The following is a 17,648-nucleotide window of genomic DNA, read 5'->3' as shown; positions in this document are numbered from 1 at the left end:
AAAAACAAAACCGGAGCCCAAGGCTCCGGTTTTTGATTCCGCTCAATCCACCATGACGTCTGGCCTCTAACCAGCCGCCATCAGTAGTTGATGCTGACGTAGGGCACTTCCGGCACCTGCCAGTGCTGCTTGAGGTATACGGTGAGCACGAAGAAGAAGTTGGCCAGCAGGTTAGCGAAGCGATAGAGAATGGGATCGAAGGCCACCCCGCTCTCTTCCAACCGGACCAACAGCCGCACCACCTTCTTGCTGCCGCAGCGGCACAGATGGAGGGTGGGAATGGGCTGTGGCCCCTGTGGCAGCACAAAACCGGTGACGCTGCCGCGACTCGCCTCGTTGTAGTGGTCGTAACGGGCCTTGAGCCACTCAAGATCTGCGTCGAAGATCCCCAGCTTGCCGCGCACCGAGCCGTTGAGGTTATAGATAAGGCGCTGCAACGCCGCGAGATCCGCCAGCATGGGCTCGGTATCGGCATCCGGCGCAAGGTGTGACAGCACGGCCCCGACCTGACAACAGAGCTCGTCGGTGGCGATTTCAAAATCACATTTGAGCGAGGTTTCGAAGATAAAGGGGTAGCAGAGCTCGCGCTTGTCTCTTGGCTTCTTGGGGTTCATGGGGCAACCGGATTGGAGAAAAGGCCAGTTTGCCAGCCCCGGGAAGGGCTGGCAAACGGCAGGTCATTACTTGCGTTACGCGCTGTGGCTCAGGCGTTCTTACTGGCGGGCTCGGTGGAGGGCTGGAACTGGTTGATCATCCGCAGCGCCTCTAGCATCCGCTGGTTGAAGCTGGTGAAGCGATCGACCTGCGCCGGTTCCTCTTCTCCTCTCGCGGCCAGCACGGCCGGGGTCAGCGCCTGTTGCTGGGATGGTGGCAGCAGGGTATCCGCCTGTTTCTGCACCTGATCCAGCTTGGGCAGGTAGTCTGCAAACGGCTTGATCAGATCCTGCAGGGAGTGCGCCCCCTGATAGGTCTGGCTCAGCTTGACGCTCTGCTTGAGCTTGAGGGAGTAGGAGGCCAGCTGGCTGTCATCCAGTTTCAGCTCGCCCGCCTTGTCCAGCAGATCCTCGAAATTGCCGGAGAAGAAGCTCCCCGCCAGCTCGTCGATCCCCTTGACCAGCTTACCGATGGACTCCATCTCGTCGCTGCTGAGATCTCCCTCCAGCGAGAAGCTGAAGCTCTGGCTCGATTTGAGGCTGAACTGGCTGCCGCTCTCGCTGGTCTGGGACTTGGTCTGCCAGCTGTCGTTAAAGCGCAGCACCACCTTGTCGCCATCCTTGGTCTGGATCTCCAGATAACCCTGCTGGCGACTGGCCATCTCGGCCTGCCCCATGTCGGTCGGAGAGACCTTGCCGAAGAACTCCTTCTCGAACTCCTCGAGCCCTTTCTGGATCAACTTGTAGCTCTGATCGATACCGGTTTTGATATCGTCGTTGTCAGTCGCCCACTTGCCGAGTTGCTTCTTCGCCTCGTCAAAGCCCTTGTCGACCCCCTTGCGGGCCTGCTCCATCATCCCGGTCAGGTCGTCATCAGATTTGCCATCGGCCCGCGCGGCACCGAGCCGCCCGGTCACGAACTGCAGCACGTTGTCCGCCACCGACTGGAAGTCGAACAGGGTCTCCGGGGTGATCTCCTCAGGCTCTTTCACCTTCGGCGCCTGATAGCCCTGGCCGTTGATCTCCAGCGAGAACTGCAACGCCTGCTGGATCAGCACCTGCGCCCACTTGGGCGGCTTGTGCAAGGAGACCTCCTCCTCGCTCTTGACCTGTTTCTGCTCCGCCTGTTGGGGCGATTTGGGAGAAACACCCACTCCCTTGGGTTGGGCTGCGCCCACGCCTTCGATCTGCATAATGTGTCCTCCCACCATGCCTGTAGATCAGCTATCGGCCTGACTGAACACTTCTTGACCACAAAATGCTGGACAATCTGCCGCTGGCTTTTAAAATCGGGCCCCTTTGGGTGGCCTGTTGCCTTCCCCCGATTTCGACCCGGCCCGGCCGGTGTGCATGTGAGGTATTTATGACCCAGTCCCAACAGCCTTCCGCGAACGCTCCGGCGCCCAGAACCGCGGCCGACTATCAGGCCCAACTCGACGAAAAGCGCGCTCGCCTCACCGAGCTGTTTGCCGGCTTCACCCTCCCGGCGCTGGAAGTACACAGCTCGCCGGCGGAGTACTACCGGATGCGCGCCGAATTTCGCATCTGGCACGAAGGGGATGACCTCTTCCACTGCATGTATGCCCCGGCGACCAAAGAGATCATCAAGATAGATCACTTCCCCACCGCCAGCCGCCTCATCAACCAGTTGATGCCGCTGCTGCTGGAGGGGCTGCGCCCGCACCCTGTGCTACGCCGCAAGCTGTTCCAGATTGACTACCTCTCCACCCAGTCCGGCCAGATCATTGTCAGCCTGCTCTATCACCGCAAGCTGGAGGCCGAATGGCAACAAGCCGCCGAAGTGCTGCAGGCCGATCTGCGCGCCAAGGGGTTCGAGCTGCAATTGATTGGCCGCGCCCACAAGCAGAAGATCTGTCTGGGGGATGACTTCGTCATCGAACAGCTCAACGTGGCGGGTCGCCAGCTCATCTACAAGCAGGTGGAGAACAGCTTCACCCAGCCCAACGCCGCCATCAACGAGCAGATGCTGGCCTGGGCGCTGGATGTGACCAAGGGGAGCGAAGGGGACCTGCTGGAGCTCTATTGCGGCAACGGCAACTTCTCCATCGCGCTGGCGCAGAACTTCCGCAAGGTGCTGGCCACCGAGATCGCCAAGCCGAGCGTCGACTCCGCCCAGTTCAACATCGCCGCCAACGGCGTCGACAACCTGATCATCCTGCGCATGTCGGCCGAGGAGTTCACCATGGCGATGCGTGGCGAGCGGGAGTTCAACCGCCTCAAGGGGGTCGATCTCAAGAGCTACCAGTGCAACACCATCTTCGTCGACCCGCCCCGCGCCGGTCTGGACGATGCCACCGTCAAGCTGGTGCAGGAGTACGACAACATCCTCTACATCTCCTGCAACCCCGAGACACTGCAGGCCAACATGGCCGTGCTGGGCGAAACCCACGAAATCGCCCGTTTCGCCCTGTTCGACCAGTTCCCCTGGACCCATCACATGGAAGCCGGGGTCTATCTGCGCCGCAAGGCCGGTTGATTCAGGCAGACAGGAAAACAACAACAGGGCCGGATGGCCCTGTTTTGTTATTGACTGAACACCGGCCTCACTCCAGCCGGAAGTGACCCACGATCTCCCGCAGCCGGTCGTAGGTCTGCTGCATCGCCGCGGAGCTGGCGACCGTCGCTTCGCCATTGTGGGTCAGCTGGCGGATCACTTCAGCGATGGCGCTCATGTTGCGATTGATCTCTTCGGCCACCGCGCTCTGCTGCTCCGCCGCCGTGGCGATATGGCTGATGAGATCGTTGATCTCCACTACTTCCCCTGCCATCAGATCCAGCGACTCGTTGACCCTGGTAGTGTTCTCGGCCGCCCCCTGACAGCTCTGCTTGGTGTTGCCCATGGCATCCACCACCGTTTGAGTGCCCCGCTGCAAACTGGCCAGCATGGTCTGGATCTCGGCTGTGCTCTGCTGGGTACGGGCCGCGAGGGAACGCACTTCGTCTGCCACCACCGCAAAGCCACGCCCCTGTTCACCAGCGCGGGCCGCCTCGATGGCGGCGTTGAGGGCCAGCAGGTTGGTCTGTTCGGCAATGCTGCCGATCACCCCCAGCACAGAGCCAATCTGCTGCACATCCTGCTGCATCGCCTCGATGGAGCGAGCAGTGGCTTCCACTTCGTCCACCAGCGCCATCACGCTGGCCATGGCCTGATCCACTACCTGACGGGACTGGCTCGCCAGCTGCTGGCTCTGGCCGGTGAGCTGAGCGGTGCTGGCCGCACTCTCGGAGACGGAGACCGCGGTGCGGCTCATCTCGTTGATGGCAGTCACCACCTGCTCGGTCTCGCGCACGTGGTCCGCCAGCAGGGACTCGGCGGCGCCGGTCTGGCTGGCCAGCCCTTCTATACCACTGTTGAGCTGGCCGCTCGCCTGCCGCACCTCCCCCATCATCTCCTGCAGCCGCTCGATAAAGCGATTTATCCCGGCCGAGATCTGGCCCAGATCATCCTTGCTAGTCACCGCCAGCCGGCGGGTGAGATCGCCACTGCCGCGGGAGAGCTCCAGCACCAGATCCCGCAGCGAGAGGATGGGGCGATAGGCCACGTTGAGCGCCAGCATCGCCAGCACCATCACCACGATCGCCACGCCGCACAGCGCCATGATGATCTGGCCGTTGAGGGCCCGGGTCATGGCCCGGATGTAATCGAGGTCGATGTAGCCGGTCAGCGTCCAGCTGCTGCCGCGAATATCCAGCTGGTTGGGGCGCGATTCGCTCTCCCCCTGCGGCTTGCTGTCATAGAGGCTGTTGCCCTGACTGTCGGCCAGCGTGAAGTAGCGGCCATCGCCACTCATCTTCTCCAGCAGGCTTTTGAACTCGCTCATGTCGAGGTAGTAGAGATAGGCGGAATCGGCACCGCGCGGCACCAGAATGGTGATGACCGGCTTGCCATCCACCTGTTGCAGCGGGCTGACGGTGATCTGGTTGTTGGCGGCGGGGATCAGCTTGCGCAGGGCATCGACTTTGGCGCTGTCGTTGATGACCCCGTTCACGTCGAAGGCCATGTCGCCGATCACCTTGACGATGTTGTGAAAGCCGGTCTCTTGCAGGGTCTTCTTGACGTTGGTCACCCCGAAGTTGAGGTTGGCGGCCAACAGGATTTTCTGATTGATGTCGCTGGCCAGCTTCTCTTTGACCAGAGTGATCTGCTCGTTGATGTTGTGGGTGGCCTGAGTGCGAATGTAGCCACTGATGAAGTGATTCACACTGAGTCCGGCGGTGCCGATGGTGACCAGAATGGCCAGGAGCAGCAAGAGGTAAATCTTGACCTTGAATGGCATGGGTTCCCTCCAGAAGAGAGGGCTGGCAACGCCAACCCTCCCTGCCAATCATTATTTCTTCTTGGCGTACTTCATGGAGTCCAACGCCACCGCCAGAATGATGATGCCGCCCTTGATGATGAACTGCCAGTAAGGGCTGACGCCGATATAGGTCAAACCATAGTTGATCAGGGTGAAGATAAGTACGCCGGTGATCACACCTGCGACAGTTCCCACCCCGCCGGCAAACGACACCCCGCCCACCACGCAGGCCGCGATGGCGTCGAGCTCGTACATGAAACCGAGGTTGTTGGTGGCACTGCCGATCCGGCCCGCTTCCAGCATGCCGCCGAAGGCGTAGAAGACCCCCGCCAGCGCATAGATCATCACCAGATTGACCGCCACGTTGACACCGGAAACCTTGGCCGCTTCCGGGTTGCCGCCGATGGCGAAGATGTTCTTGCCAAAGCGGGTCTTGTTCCACAGCACCCAGACAAAGACGCTGGCGATGGCCGCGTAGAAGGTGAGGTACGAGAGCTTGAAGCCGCCGATCCGGATAAACCCCTGGGCGAAGCTGGAGAAGCGGGGGTCAAACCCAGCCACTGGCGAAGCCCCGACCGAGTCGAAGTAGAGGGAGTTGATACCGTAGACGATGATCATGGTGCCCAGGGTGGTAATGAACGGGGTAACGTTCAGGTAGGCCACGATCAGACCGTTGACCAGACCAATCAGCGCCCCCACCACACACACCAGCAGGATCACCGCAGGAATGGGCACCTCCCCCAGCGTCGGGAACACCTTGTTGACGTTGGTCAGCGCCTGCAACATGGTTGCCGCGATGAGTGCCGCCAGACCGACCTGACGACCGGCCGAGAGATCCGTCCCCTGAGTGATAATGATGCCCGCCACCCCCAGTGCGATGATGACCCGCACCGAGGACTGGGTCAGGATGTTGCTGAAGTTGGTGAGGCTCAGGAAGGAGGGCTCCTGGATCACGATGACCATGAGCAGCACCAGCAGCACCAGATAGATGGCGTTTTCCTTGAGCGCCTGCATCAGATTGAAATTTTTAGCCGACTCCATAAATGTCTTCCTGTCTCTAGAGGTACAGAGATGCCAGGCGCAGTATCTCGCTCTGGTCAGTTTCTTTGGTATTGACGATCCCGGCGACCCGGCCATTGCTCATCACCATGATACGGTCGGTGATCCCCAGCAATTCCGGCATCTCTGACGAGATGATGATGATCCCTTTGTCCTTCTTCGCCAGCTCCAGGATGAGCTGGTAGATCTCGAACTTGGCCCCGACGTCGATGCCGCGGGTGGGCTCGTCGAGCATCAGGATCTCCGGCTGGGTCAGCAGCCAGCGGCCGATGATCACCTTCTGCTGGTTGCCCCCGGAGAGGGAACCGATCTGGGTCTGCTGGGTCGGCGTCTTGACCCGCATGGAGTCGATCACCCACTGGGTATCGCTCTTCATCTTGTTGTCGCTGAGCAGCCCCATGGAGCCCTTGTAGCTGTCCATGTTGGCGATCAGGGAGTTGAAGGCGATATCGAGCCGGGAGTAGATACCGGTGGAGCGGCGCTCTTCCGTCACCAGCGCAAAGCCGTTGCGGATCGCTTCGTGAGCGTTGTGGTTGGCCACCTCTTTGCCGTGCAGCTTGATGCTGCCTTGGCTGCGATCGCGAATACCGAACAGGGTCTCGACGATATCGGTGCGCTTGGCCCCCACCAGTCCGGCGATGCCGAGGATCTCCCCCTTGTGCAGGTTGAAGGTCACATCCTGAATGGAGGGCTGGTTCTTCGCCGTCAGGTGTTCGATCTCGAGGATCACCTCTTTCGGCTGGTTGGTTTTTTCCGGGAAGCGCTGGGTCAGTTCACGGCCGACCATCATCCCGATGATCTGATCCATGGTCATGCCCTTGAGCGGCTGGGTTGCCACCCACTGGCCATCCCGCAATATGGTGATCTCGTCACAGAGCTGGAAGATCTCCTCCATCTTGTGAGAGATGTAGACGATGCCGCACCCCTTCTCCTTCAACTTGTTGATGATCTTGAAGAGGTGGTTCACCTCTTTCTCGGTCAGGGAGGAGGTGGGTTCGTCCATGATGACGATCTTGGCATCGTAGGAGAACGCCTTGGCGATCTCGATCATCTGCATCTGGGAGACCGACAGGGTCGCGACCTTCACCTTGGGGTCGATGTCGATATCCAGCTCATCGAAGATGCGCTTGGTGTCGTCATACATCTTGCCGTGGTCGATAAACCACCCCTTGGTGGGGTAGCGGCCGAGCCACATGTTGTCCATCACGGTACGCTGCAGCACCAGGTTGAGCTCCTGATGCACCATGGAGACGCCATTTTCCAGCGCCTCTTTGGAGGAGGTGAAGTTGATCTCCTGCCCCTTGAAGAAGATCTTGCCCTGATCCTTCTCGTAAATGCCGAACAGGCACTTGAGCAGTGTGGATTTTCCCGCTCCGTTCTCGCCCATCAACGCATGCACAGAATGAGGACGGACCCGTAAATTGACATTATCGAGTGCCTTGACGCCGGGAAAGCTCTTACTGACGTCAATCATCTCCAACAGCCATTCTGATTGTTGCTGTGTTGTCATATCAGCCATCACATCTGGTTGAAAAAAGGGCAAGGGGATCTCCCTTGCCCTGGAGGAGGGAATTACTCGAATTGGGACAGGTTGTCTTTATCCACACCGACGTAGGCAACACGCACTACCTTGTCGACGATATTCCACTTGGTGCCTTCACCGGCCGGTTTGCCTTCAGCCAGGTTCTTGGTCAGCTCGAAGGTGGCCTTGGCCTGGTTGGCCGCATCGTTCAGCACGGTACCCGCCATGGCACCGCTCTTGACCATGGCCAGCGCTTCCGGCAGCGCATCGACGCCGAATACCGGAATGGCAGTCTTGCCCTGGGCTTTCAGTGACTCGACTGCACCCATTGCCATGCCGTCGTTGTTGGCGATGACCACTTCGATCTTGTTGGCGTTGGGGCCGGAGATCCAGGCGTCCATCTTGTCTTTCGCCATAGCGGTATCCCACATACCGGTATCCATGTGCAGTTGCTCGGTCTTGACGCCGCCATCGTTCAGGGTCTTGACCACGTAGGAGGTGCGCGCTTCGGCATCCGGGTGGCCCGGCTCCCCTTTCAGCAACACGAACTGGATCACGCCATCCTTGTTCAGATCCCACTCCGGATGGGCTTTCCAGTGTTTGGCAATCAGCTGACCCTGGATGATCCCTGACTCCTTGGAGTCGGTCCCCACGTAGTAGGCCTTGTCGTAGCTGGCCAGGTCGGTAGCGCTCGGCTCCTTGTTGTAGAAGACCACCGGGATATCTTCGCCACGGGCTTTCTCAATCACCACCGGGGCCGCAGCGGGGTCAACTAGGTTGATGGCCAGCGCCTTCACCCCTTTGGCCAGCAGCACATCGATCTGGTCGTTCTGCTTGGACTGGTCGTTCTGGGAGTCGTTCATCAGCAGTTCCACCCCCGGAGTGGCTGCCGCCTCCTTCTCGATGGCCTTACGCACGACCGCCATGAAGTTGTCGTCGTATTTGTAGACGGTTACCCCGATACGGGTGTCAGCCTGGGCATTGGCTCCAGCCATCATGCCCATCAGCAGGGCGGCAACAGTGGTCAGTTTTTTCATTATGTGTGCTCCGATGTGTCTATCTGTGTTGTAGGGTGGCGAGCAATTGAGCAAACGCCAATCAATGTAATCAGTTTGTTGTCATTTCTTCTGTGATCATGACGACAAAATGAAAACGTTTACACTCTGTTACATTGAAACTTTATATTTATTTTTCAAATACATATAAATAAAAATCAGATTTGAGACTCAATCTTTCCCACAGCATTGAGGCTAGTCGTTACTGGTCTGTTGTCAAAATGGCGCACTGGCTCGACAGTCGCCTCCATAGCTGGCTTAACGGAGAGTGCAGCCCCAACGGTAACGACGCTCGAGCAGTTGATACTCGGGACGCACGCTCTGGCTCCAGGAGTCATCCCCGCCCACCCCCATATGGGCGCCATCGAGGCAGACCCACAGCCCCTCTTCGGCCACCAGATCGCTCTGGTGACGAGCAGCGGCCAGCTGTTGCTGACTGAAGCGGCTAGCACTGAAATGGAAGGTGCCGCTCACCGTCGTGCTGCCCAGCTGCAACTGGCGGGTATCGCAGCGCAAGCCGTTGTCACTCGGGAAAACATAAGGGGTGTGCATGGCCTCCAGCGGCAAACTCCAGCGCCCCAGATCGGCGCCCAGCAGGCGATCCGGATAGTTTTCGTGCGGCCCACGCCCCAGCCATTCGGCTCGCGCTGGCACCTCGGCCAGATGAAGCAGCAGGCCAATCCGCGGCAGCGCCTGCGCCAGCTCGGTCTCTATCTCGAGGCTCATGGCGCCATCGTCGGTAAAGCTGTGATGCCAGTGACTCACCAGCAGCAGCTCATCGTGGTGGAAGTAGCCATGACTGACCCGGATATCCCCTCCGGCGACCGCGATCCCCAGACAGCGGTGCTGCCACTGACCGAGACCACACGCCTGCCAGCGGGCAATCCAGGAGTTGGGGTCGGCGTGATCCGCTTCGCTGGTGCCGATGTCGTTGTCGAGCGGCGCCCGGTAGAAGTGATCCATGATCGGCGCCAGCAGCTGCTCCTGCCCCGATTTTTGCCAACTGGTGATACGGCCGCTCTGCTTGTCGAGCCACCACTGGCTGCTTGCGGCGGTGATCCGCCAGCCATCCGGCTGCTCGCTCAGGGTGGCGGCCGCGACCGGCGCAGGCAAAGCAAGGGGGGTCGGCAGGGTGAACTGCTGACGGGCGACCTTGTGATCCGCCTGCGACCAGAGGGTGGCCTGTGGCTGAACGATGGCAAGATCGAGCCAGGCCAGTGAGCCTGCCGCAAAGGGGGGCAACGCCTCGCTCAGGGTCAACTCGACCACCCCCTGTGGCGCCAGCTCAAGGGAGAACTCCCCCTGCTGCTGCACATGGCCGTTCTCGCACAGCTGCCAGCAAAGCCGCTCGTTGTCGGTTTCCCGAAACAGGTATTCGCTCTCGATCCGTACCCGCAGCGGGGTGTGCTCGAGCAGGGTGAAGCGGAACGGCTGCTGGGCACGTTTTGCCTCGAACAGGGTGGGATGGGGGGTGCGATCCGGGAACAGCAGACCGTTGCAGCAGAACTGGCGATCGTTTTGCACATCACCGAAGTCGCCACCATAGCCCCAGTAGTGGCGGCCATCAGCGGTGTATTTGTCGAGCCCCTGATCGACCCAATCCCAGACAAAGCCGCCTTGCAGACGTGGATGATCGCGAAACGCCTGCCAGTAGTGGGCGTAGCCCCCCAGACTGTTGCCCATGGCGTGGGCGTACTCGCAGAGGATCAGCGGTCGGCTCTCGCCGGGCAGGCCGATCCACTTGGCCAGCGCCCACTTGGGCACCGCCGGGAAGGGTTGATCCTGATGGGTTCTGGCATACATGGGGCAGATGATGTCGGTGGCCGGGGTATCGGCCCCGCCCCCCTCATACTGCACCGGACGGCTCGGGTCGCTGCGCTTAATCCAGCCATACATGGCATCGTGGGCAGGGCCGTAACCCGACTCGTTGCCGAGCGACCAGATGATGATGGAGGGGTGGTTGAAATCCCGTGCCACCATGCGGGTCGCCCGCTCCAGAAAGGCGTTGCTCCAGGCGGGATCCTGCGCCAGCCGCCCCATGGGGGTCATGCCGTGGGTCTCCAGATTCGCTTCATCCACCACATAGAGACCGAGTCGATCGCACAGGCGATAGAAGTCGGGGTGGTTGGGATAGTGGGAGCAGCGCACCGCATTGAAGTTGTGCCGCTTCATCAGCAGCAGATCCCGATCCATGGTGGCGCGATCGATGGCATAACCCTTGGCGGGATGGTGTTCATGACGGTTGGCACCACGAATAAGCAGCGGCTGACCGTTGACCCGCAGCAGGCCACCACGGATCTCCACCACCCTAAAGCCCACATCGCACGCTTCGCTCTCGATGGCCTGGCCCTGCTCGTCCAGCAAGGTCAGGGTCAGACGATAGAGATGGGGCGTCTCGGCGCTCCACTTGCGCGGCGCAGCCACATCGATCCACAGCTCGGCGCGATCGTCATACGCCCCTTTTTCATCAATGGCTTGGGTGCCGATCGGCTGGCGCAGGGTCGCGACCCGCTCGCCACCGTCATATAGATTGGCCTCCACCGACAGACCGGCCCCATTGGCCACTTGCAGGGCAATCTTGAGACGGCCATCCCGATAGCAGGCATCCAGTTCAGGCGTCACCCGCATATCCATCAGATGGCGGGTCGGTTTGTGCAGCAAGGTGACGGAGCGGAAGATCCCCGACAGCCACCACATATCCTGATCTTCCAGATAGGAGCCGTCGGACCAGCGCAGCACCAGCACCGCCAGCCGGTTGCGACCGCTCTGCAGATATGGGGTCAGATCGAATTCGGCGGGCAGGCGGCTGTCCTGAGAGTAACCGACCCAGCGGCCGTTGCAGAAGAGGTGGAAGGCGCTACTCACCCCGTCGAAGATGATTCGGCTCTGACCGCTGGCCAGCCAGTCGGCGGACAGTTCGAACTCGCGTGAGTAGCAACCGGTGGGGTTCTCTGCTGGCACTCGCGGCGGATCGCAAGGAAAGGGGTACTTGATATTGGTGTAGATGGGGCCATCGGTGAGCGGCCGCGCAGCCGGATAGGTGGCATCCAGCTGCCAGTTGCCCGGCACTGTAATGGGGCAGGCATCCACCAGATCCTTCGCCAGCCAGCTCTCGGGCACCAATTCGGGAGCGGCAAAGAAGGAGAAGCGCCACTCGCCATCGAGCAAGAGACGGGAGGAAGAGGCCAGATCACCCCTGGCATCCGTTTCGCTGCGCCAGCTGAACATGGGGGTATGGGCTGCCAGCCGGTTTACCGACGTAATGGCCTGAGTCTGCCAATCCTGACGCGCCACTATCTCCCTGAGCATTCACTCTCTCCCTGCTGATTGGAAAACGTATTCAGTCTAGAGAAGTATGACGCAGGGAACGGCGATCTCGCTCACACAGATGTAAACGATTACACCAATTTTGTTAAGTAAAGCGGAGTAAAAATGATTAAAAATAGGTAAAACAATAACTGTGCAAGAAACGGCCCTGAACAGGGCCGCAAAAGGGGGCTATCCGGCCCGAACCGGTGCCACCGAGTGGCGATTGATCAGGGTGGGGGTATAGATCCTGCTCTGGGTCGCGTCACTCTCCCCCGCCGCCAGCTGAATGGCCAGCTTGGCCGCCTGGGCCGCCATCAGCTCGATGGGATAGCGCATGGTGGAGAGCTTGGGCCTCAGGTATCTGGCATAGATGATGTCATCGAAGCCCACTACCGAGACCTCCTCCGGCACTCGCAGGCCGTTGTCCGCCAGCACTGAGATGGCGCCCGCCGCCATGGCATCGTTATAGGCCACCACGGCGGTCACCTTGAGCCCCTTGGCCAGCAGGTTGAGCATGGCACGCTCCCCCCCCTCCTCGTTCGGGGTGCCACTCTCGATAAGCTCGGGATCGGCTGCCAGACCGGCTTCCATCAATCCATCCTGATAGCCTTGCAGACGCAAGGTGGCATCCTCGATGGCGTGATCCGAGCTGATAAAGGCGATATGGCGGTGACCCAGTTCGATCAGGTGGCGAGTCGCCGTAGCCGCACCCAGCCGGTTGTTGAGGGCGATGCAGCGCCCCTTGAGGGCCGGAATATCGCGGTTGATCAGCACCATGCCGGGCACCCGCATGGCGTAATCGTAAAGCTCTTCGTCGCTCAGCGCCTTGCTGTGCACCACCAGCGCCTCGCAACGCTTGCCGATCAGCAGCTCGATCGCTTCACGCTCCTGACGCGCCTTGTGAAAACCGTTACCCATCAGCAGGTGAAGGTTCTGCTCGACGGCGATGCCGGAGACCCCCTTCACCAGTGCACCGAAGAAGGGATCCGCCACGTCACCGACCACGACGCCCATGGTGTCACAGGTCTGGCTGACCAGAGCCCGCGCGTTGGCGTTGGGGGTGTAGCCCAGTTCGGCCATGGCCTTCTGCACCACTTCGCGAGACGCGGCGCTGGCCTTGGGGGAGTTGTTCATCACCCGTGAAACCGTTGCCACCGACACATTGGCCAAACGGGCGACATCCTTGATGGTGCTCATGCTGTTTTCACTTCTTTCACTGTGCAATAGAGCGCCATTATACCCAGCAAACCCATTGAAAACAGGGGTGAAATAAATATCTGCTGTCAGGATAATCACAAAAACAGTGTAATCGTTTACACCATTTTGCAAGCAAGCTCACAGTTTGGTCGCCACACCCTCGGCTAGACTCCTTCCAGACACTTTTCAGTGGAGAGCAAGATGAACGTTCTGGTCACCGGCGGCTGCGGATATATTGGCAGCCACACCTGTCTGGCCCTGCAAGCGGCAGGTATGAATCCCGTGGTGGTCGACAACCTCTGCAACAGCAAGCGCAGCGTATTGACTCGAGTCGCGGCTATCAGCGGCCAGCAACCCCTGTTCTATCAAGGGGATATTCGTGATGCAGCCCTGCTGGAGCGGATCTTTGCCGAACAGCAGATCGATGCTGTGATCCACTTTGCCGCCCTGAAAGCGGTCGGTGAATCGACCCGCATTCCACTGGATTACTACGAGAATAACCTCGGCGGCACCCTCACCCTGCTGCAGGCGATGAAACGGGCTGGCGTGCACAATCTGGTGTTCAGCTCCTCGGCCACCGTCTATGGCGATCCCGCCAGCCTGCCGATCCGCGAGGATTTCCCCCGCAGCGCCACCAACCCCTACGGGCGCTCCAAGCTGATCATCGAGGAGATCCTCGAGGATCTGCAGCTGGCCGAGCCCCACTGGAGCATGACCCTGCTGCGCTACTTCAATCCGGTCGGCGCCCACGAATCGGGCACCATGGGTGAAGACCCGCAAGGGATCCCCAACAACCTGATGCCCTATATCACCCAAGTGGCCATCGGCCGTCGCGACTGCCTGTCAGTCTTTGGAAACGATTACCCCACCCCGGACGGCACCGGCGTGCGCGACTACATCCATGTAATGGATCTCGCCGAAGGGCACGTCAAGGCGCTGCAACACTGCGCCGGCAAGGGTGGCGTGCACACCTACAACCTGGGCACCGGCCAGGGCCAGAGCGTGTTGCAGCTGGTCGCCGCTTTCTCTGCTGCCTGTGGCAAGCCGCTGCCATTTCGCATCGAGCCGCGTCGCCCGGGCGATATCGCCGCCTGCTGGGCCGATCCGGCCAAGGCGCAGCGTGAACTGGGCTGGCAGGCGACCCGCAACATCGACGCCATGTGCGCCGACAGCTGGCGCTGGCAATCCGCCAATCCGAACGGTTACGAGGAGTAGGCCTGCCTGCTCCCTGTTAATAGACGACCCTATTTTTCAATACCTTATTCAGGAGAGATGATGTTCAACCCCGTCGATCATCCCCATCGCCGCTTCAACCCGCTGACCGGCCAGTATGTGCTGGTCTCCCCCCATCGGGCCAAACGCCCCTGGCAGGGACAGGTGGAGAAGGTGAGTCAGGCCCCCAAACAGGCCCACGATCCCGACTGTTTCCTCTGCGCGGGCAACACCCGGGTCACCGGCGACATCAACCCCGACTACAAGGGCACCTTCGTTTTTACCAACGACTTCGCCGCCCTGATGCAGGATACCCCGGCCGCCAATAGCGCCAGCGATCCCCTGCTGAAGCTGGAAGCCGCCCGCGGCACCAGCCGGGTGATCTGCTTCTCGCCGGATCACGGCAAGACCCTGCCCGAGCTGCCGTTGCTCGCCATCGAAGGGGTGATCACCACCTGGAGGGATCAGGTCGCCGAGTTGTCGGCCCAGTGGGAGTGGGTGCAGGTATTTGAAAACAAAGGGGCCGTTATGGGCTGCTCCAACCCGCACCCCCACGGCCAGATCTGGGGCAGCGATTTCCTGCCCAACGAGATCGCCCGCGAAGAGCAGCACCAGCGTGACTGGCTGGCCGAGCATGGCCGCCCCATGCTGCTGGAGTATGTGGAGCGGGAGCTGGCGGATCGCTCGCGCATCGTGGTAGATACCGAACACTGGCTTGCCGTGGTCCCCTTCTGGGCCGCCTGGCCGTTCGAAACCCTGCTGCTGCCCAAGGCGCACGTCCCCTCCATGCTCAATATGACCCAGGCCCAGCAACAGGATCTGGCGGTAGCGCTCAAGGAGCTCACCAGCCGTTACGACAACCTGTTCGAGTGCAGCTTCCCCTACTCCATGGGCTGGCACTTTGCCCCGCCCAAATCGGATTGCCCCGAGGCGTGGCAACTGCACGCCCACTTCTATCCGCCACTGCTGCGCTCCGCCACCGTGCGCAAATTTATGGTGGGCTTCGAGATGCTGGCCGAAACCCAGCGTGACCTTACCCCCGAGCAGGCTGCCGAGCGGCTGCGTGCCCTGAGCCCCGTTCACTACACCCAAACCACCCACACCAATGAGGAGGCCCAATGACCCCCAGCCAACGCGTCAGCACCGTTTTTGCCGAGCAATTTGCCAAAGCGCCCGATCTGCTGGTGCGCGCCCCCGGCCGCGTCAACCTCATCGGTGAACATACCGACTACAACGACGGCTTCGTGCTGCCCTGCGCCATCGACTACGAGACCTGCGTCGCCATCGGCCTGCGCGATGACCGACAAGTGCAGGTGATCGCCGCCGACTACGACAACCAGCGCGACCAGTTCGACCTCGACCAGCCCATCGAGCACCACCCCAGCCAACGCTGGAGCGACTACATCCGCGGCGTGGTGAAGTATCTGCAGGAGCGCGGCCATGCTCTGCGCGGCCTCGATCTGGTGGTCTCCGGCAACGTGCCGCAGGGGGCGGGGCTCTCCTCCTCCGCCTCGCTGGAAGTAGCCATCGGTCAGGCATTCAAAGAGGCGCTGAGGCTCGACATCAGCCAGGCCGAGATCGCCCTCAACGGCCAGCAGGCGGAGAACAAGTTCGTCGGCTGCAACTGCGGCATCATGGATCAGATGATCTCCGCCAGCGGCAAAACGGATCATGCCCTGCTGCTCGACTGCCGCTCGCTGGAGACCCGCCTCATCCCCATGCCGGCGGATCTGGCGGTGCTGATCGTCAACTCCAATGTGCGCCGCGGTCTGGTGGACAGCGAATACAACACCCGTCGCCAGCAGTGCGAAGCGGCCGCCCGTCACTACGGAGTCAAGGCGCTGCGCGACCTTGATCTGGCCGGACTGGAAGCGCGCAAGGCCGGGCTGGATGATGCTTGCTATCGTCGTGCCCGCCACATCGTTGGGGAAAATGCCCGCACTCTGGCGGCCGCCGATGCACTGGCGAGCCACGATCTGACCCGTCTCGGCGAGCTGATGGCCCAGTCGCACGCCGCCATGCGCGATGACTTCGAGATCACAGTGCCCGCCATCGACGGTCTGGTGGAGATCATCAAGGCCAGGATCGGCACAGATGGTGGCGTGCGGATGACCGGTGGCGGCTTCGGCGGCTGCGTGGTCGCCCTGCTGCGCCCGGAGAAAGTGGCCGAGGTGATTGCCGCCGTCGAGGCGGAGTATCCGGCCATCTCGGGCCTCAAGGCCAACTGCTACGTCTGCTCTGCCAGCGCCGGTGCAGGCAAGCTATGAGCAGCGCCATGACCCCGTTCGAGCTGGAAAATGAAGAGGGGCTGCGCCTGCGCGGCCTCGACTTCGGCGCCACCCTCACCTCCCTCATCCTGCCGGTGGCGGGCAAACGGCGCGAAGTGCTGCTGGGTTGTGCCGACGACGCCTATCCCACCCAGCAGGTGTGGCTGGGTGCGGTGGCCGGGCGTTTCGCCAACCGCATCGGCGGTGCCGAGCTGGTGCGTGATGGACAGCGCTGGCCGCTGAATGCCAATCAGGCCCCCAACTGTCTGCATGGCGGGCAGGCGGGCTTTCATCGCCAGCGGTGGCAGATCAAGGAGCTGGAAGCGGATCGGGTCAAGCTGGTGTTGCTATCCCGAGCGGGAGATCAGGGCTTTCCCGGCAATCTGCGGGTAACCCTGGAGTATCGGCTTGAGCAGAGCGATCTGGTGGTCGATTTTGTGGCCAGCACAGATGCAGCGACCCCGGTCAGCCTCACCAGCCACGCCTACTTCAATCTCGATGACAACCCCGACGGCGGCGATGTCCGTGACCACCTCATCAGCATCAATGCCGACCACTTCCTGCCGACCGACCCGAGCGGTTTGCCGATCGCCATCACTCCGGTGGAGGGGCCGTTCGATCTGCGCCACGAGCGCCTTGTCGGACAGGATTGGCTGAGCCATCCCCAGCAGCAACAGGCCAAGGGGTACGATCATGCCTTTGTGCTCAACGGCCCAACGCAAGAGTGGGCTGCTCGCGTGGTATCAGGTGACAGGCAGCTGGCGATGGAGGTCTATACCAACCAGCCTTCTCTGCAGTTCTACAGCGGCAACTGGCTGGCCAATACCCCGAACCGCAGCGGCCTGTCGCACCGGGATCACGACGGCTTTTGTCTTGAGGCGCAACAGCTGCCAGACAGCCCCAATCGCCCCGAGCTGGGCAACCCCTGGCTGCTGCCGGGCGAGCGTTATCACCACCAGACCCGCTACCGCTTTATCCGCGACTAACTTAAAGAATTCATGATTTTTACATAGCCTCAGCATTCACTATCGAGCAAGATAAGCCGCCCCGAGACC

At 60.9% G+C, this 17,648-nt stretch carries 13 protein-coding genes; 5 read left to right on the top strand and 8 right to left on the bottom strand.

Annotated elements, in window-relative coordinates; translation table 11 throughout:
* Positions 1-80: 80 nt before the first annotated feature.
* Together AB5Y73_RS12840 and AB5Y73_RS12835 are read right to left on the bottom strand one after the other, a co-directional pair.
* Positions 81-614, bottom strand: coding sequence for an ATP--cob(I)alamin adenosyltransferase (locus tag AB5Y73_RS12840; protein WP_107683308.1), 534 nt, complete (start codon positions 612-614; stop codon positions 81-83).
* An 89-nt stretch (positions 615-703) separates the two neighbouring features.
* Positions 704-1,846 (bottom strand): DUF5610 domain-containing protein, encoded by a 1,143-nt coding sequence (locus AB5Y73_RS12835; protein ID WP_107683307.1) that lies wholly within the window; start codon positions 1,844-1,846, stop codon positions 704-706.
* 170 nt (positions 1,847-2,016) lie between these two features.
* Here AB5Y73_RS12835 and trmA point away from each other — a divergent pair, with 170 nt between their 5' ends.
* Complete coding sequence (trmA, locus tag AB5Y73_RS12830; RefSeq protein WP_042081769.1) at positions 2,017-3,150, top strand: tRNA (uridine(54)-C5)-methyltransferase TrmA; 1,134 nt, start codon at positions 2,017-2,019, stop codon at positions 3,148-3,150.
* 67 nt (positions 3,151-3,217) lie between these two features.
* On the opposite strand, the gene AB5Y73_RS12825 is transcribed toward trmA, so the two are convergent.
* From AB5Y73_RS12825 to AB5Y73_RS12800, 6 genes are all read right to left on the bottom strand, one after another.
* Positions 3,218-4,951 (bottom strand): methyl-accepting chemotaxis protein, encoded by a 1,734-nt coding sequence (locus AB5Y73_RS12825; protein WP_118854444.1) that lies wholly within the window; start codon positions 4,949-4,951, stop codon positions 3,218-3,220.
* 51 nt (positions 4,952-5,002) lie between these two features.
* Positions 5,003-6,013 carry a galactose/methyl galactoside ABC transporter permease MglC gene (gene mglC, locus AB5Y73_RS12820; RefSeq protein ID WP_005342585.1) on the bottom strand — a complete coding sequence of 337 codons (1,011 nt, stop codon included), beginning with the start codon at positions 6,011-6,013 and terminating at the stop codon, positions 5,003-5,005.
* 16 nt (positions 6,014-6,029) lie between these two features.
* Positions 6,030-7,550 (bottom strand): galactose/methyl galactoside ABC transporter ATP-binding protein MglA, encoded by a 1,521-nt coding sequence (mglA, locus tag AB5Y73_RS12815; protein ID WP_041234376.1) that lies wholly within the window; start codon positions 7,548-7,550, stop codon positions 6,030-6,032.
* A 53-nt stretch (positions 7,551-7,603) separates the two neighbouring features.
* Positions 7,604-8,590, bottom strand: a complete 987-nt coding sequence (gene mglB / locus AB5Y73_RS12810; RefSeq protein ID WP_005340747.1) for a galactose/glucose ABC transporter substrate-binding protein MglB — start codon at positions 8,588-8,590, stop codon at positions 7,604-7,606.
* A 276-nt stretch (positions 8,591-8,866) separates the two neighbouring features.
* Entirely contained in the window at positions 8,867-11,917 is a 3,051-nt protein-coding gene (locus AB5Y73_RS12805; RefSeq protein ID WP_107683305.1) for a beta-galactosidase, read from the bottom strand.
* Positions 11,918-12,106: 189 nt separating this feature from the next.
* Positions 12,107-13,114: a substrate-binding domain-containing protein gene (locus AB5Y73_RS12800; RefSeq protein ID WP_041915397.1), complete on the bottom strand. Its 1,008-nt coding sequence runs from the start codon at positions 13,112-13,114 to the stop codon at positions 12,107-12,109.
* A 201-nt stretch (positions 13,115-13,315) separates the two neighbouring features.
* On the opposite strand from AB5Y73_RS12800, the gene galE reads away from it, so the two are divergent.
* The 4 genes from galE to galM are packed head-to-tail and all read left to right on the top strand — an operon-like array spanning position 13,316 to position 17,579.
* Positions 13,316-14,329 (top strand): UDP-glucose 4-epimerase GalE, encoded by a 1,014-nt coding sequence (galE, locus tag AB5Y73_RS12795; RefSeq protein ID WP_107683304.1) that lies wholly within the window; start codon positions 13,316-13,318, stop codon positions 14,327-14,329.
* Positions 14,330-14,389: 60 nt separating this feature from the next.
* Entirely contained in the window at positions 14,390-15,448 is a 1,059-nt protein-coding gene (locus AB5Y73_RS12790) for a UDP-glucose--hexose-1-phosphate uridylyltransferase (protein ID WP_107683303.1), read from the top strand.
* Positions 15,445-16,593 (top strand): galactokinase, encoded by a 1,149-nt coding sequence (gene galK, locus AB5Y73_RS12785; RefSeq protein ID WP_107683302.1) that lies wholly within the window; start codon positions 15,445-15,447, stop codon positions 16,591-16,593. Before AB5Y73_RS12790 ends, galK begins: the two co-directional genes overlap by 4 nt.
* Positions 16,590-17,579, top strand: coding sequence for a galactose-1-epimerase (gene galM / locus AB5Y73_RS12780; protein WP_107683301.1), 990 nt, complete (start codon positions 16,590-16,592; stop codon positions 17,577-17,579). The genes galK and galM overlap by 4 nt, the downstream gene beginning before the upstream one ends.
* The last annotated feature ends 69 nt before the right edge of the window (positions 17,580-17,648 follow it).

It is taken from the genome of Aeromonas sp. s7(2024) (genome assembly GCF_040907825.1).
GTDB lineage: Bacteria > Pseudomonadota > Gammaproteobacteria > Enterobacterales > Aeromonadaceae > Aeromonas > Aeromonas veronii.
This window is presented reverse-complemented; position numbering and strand designations above follow the sequence as displayed.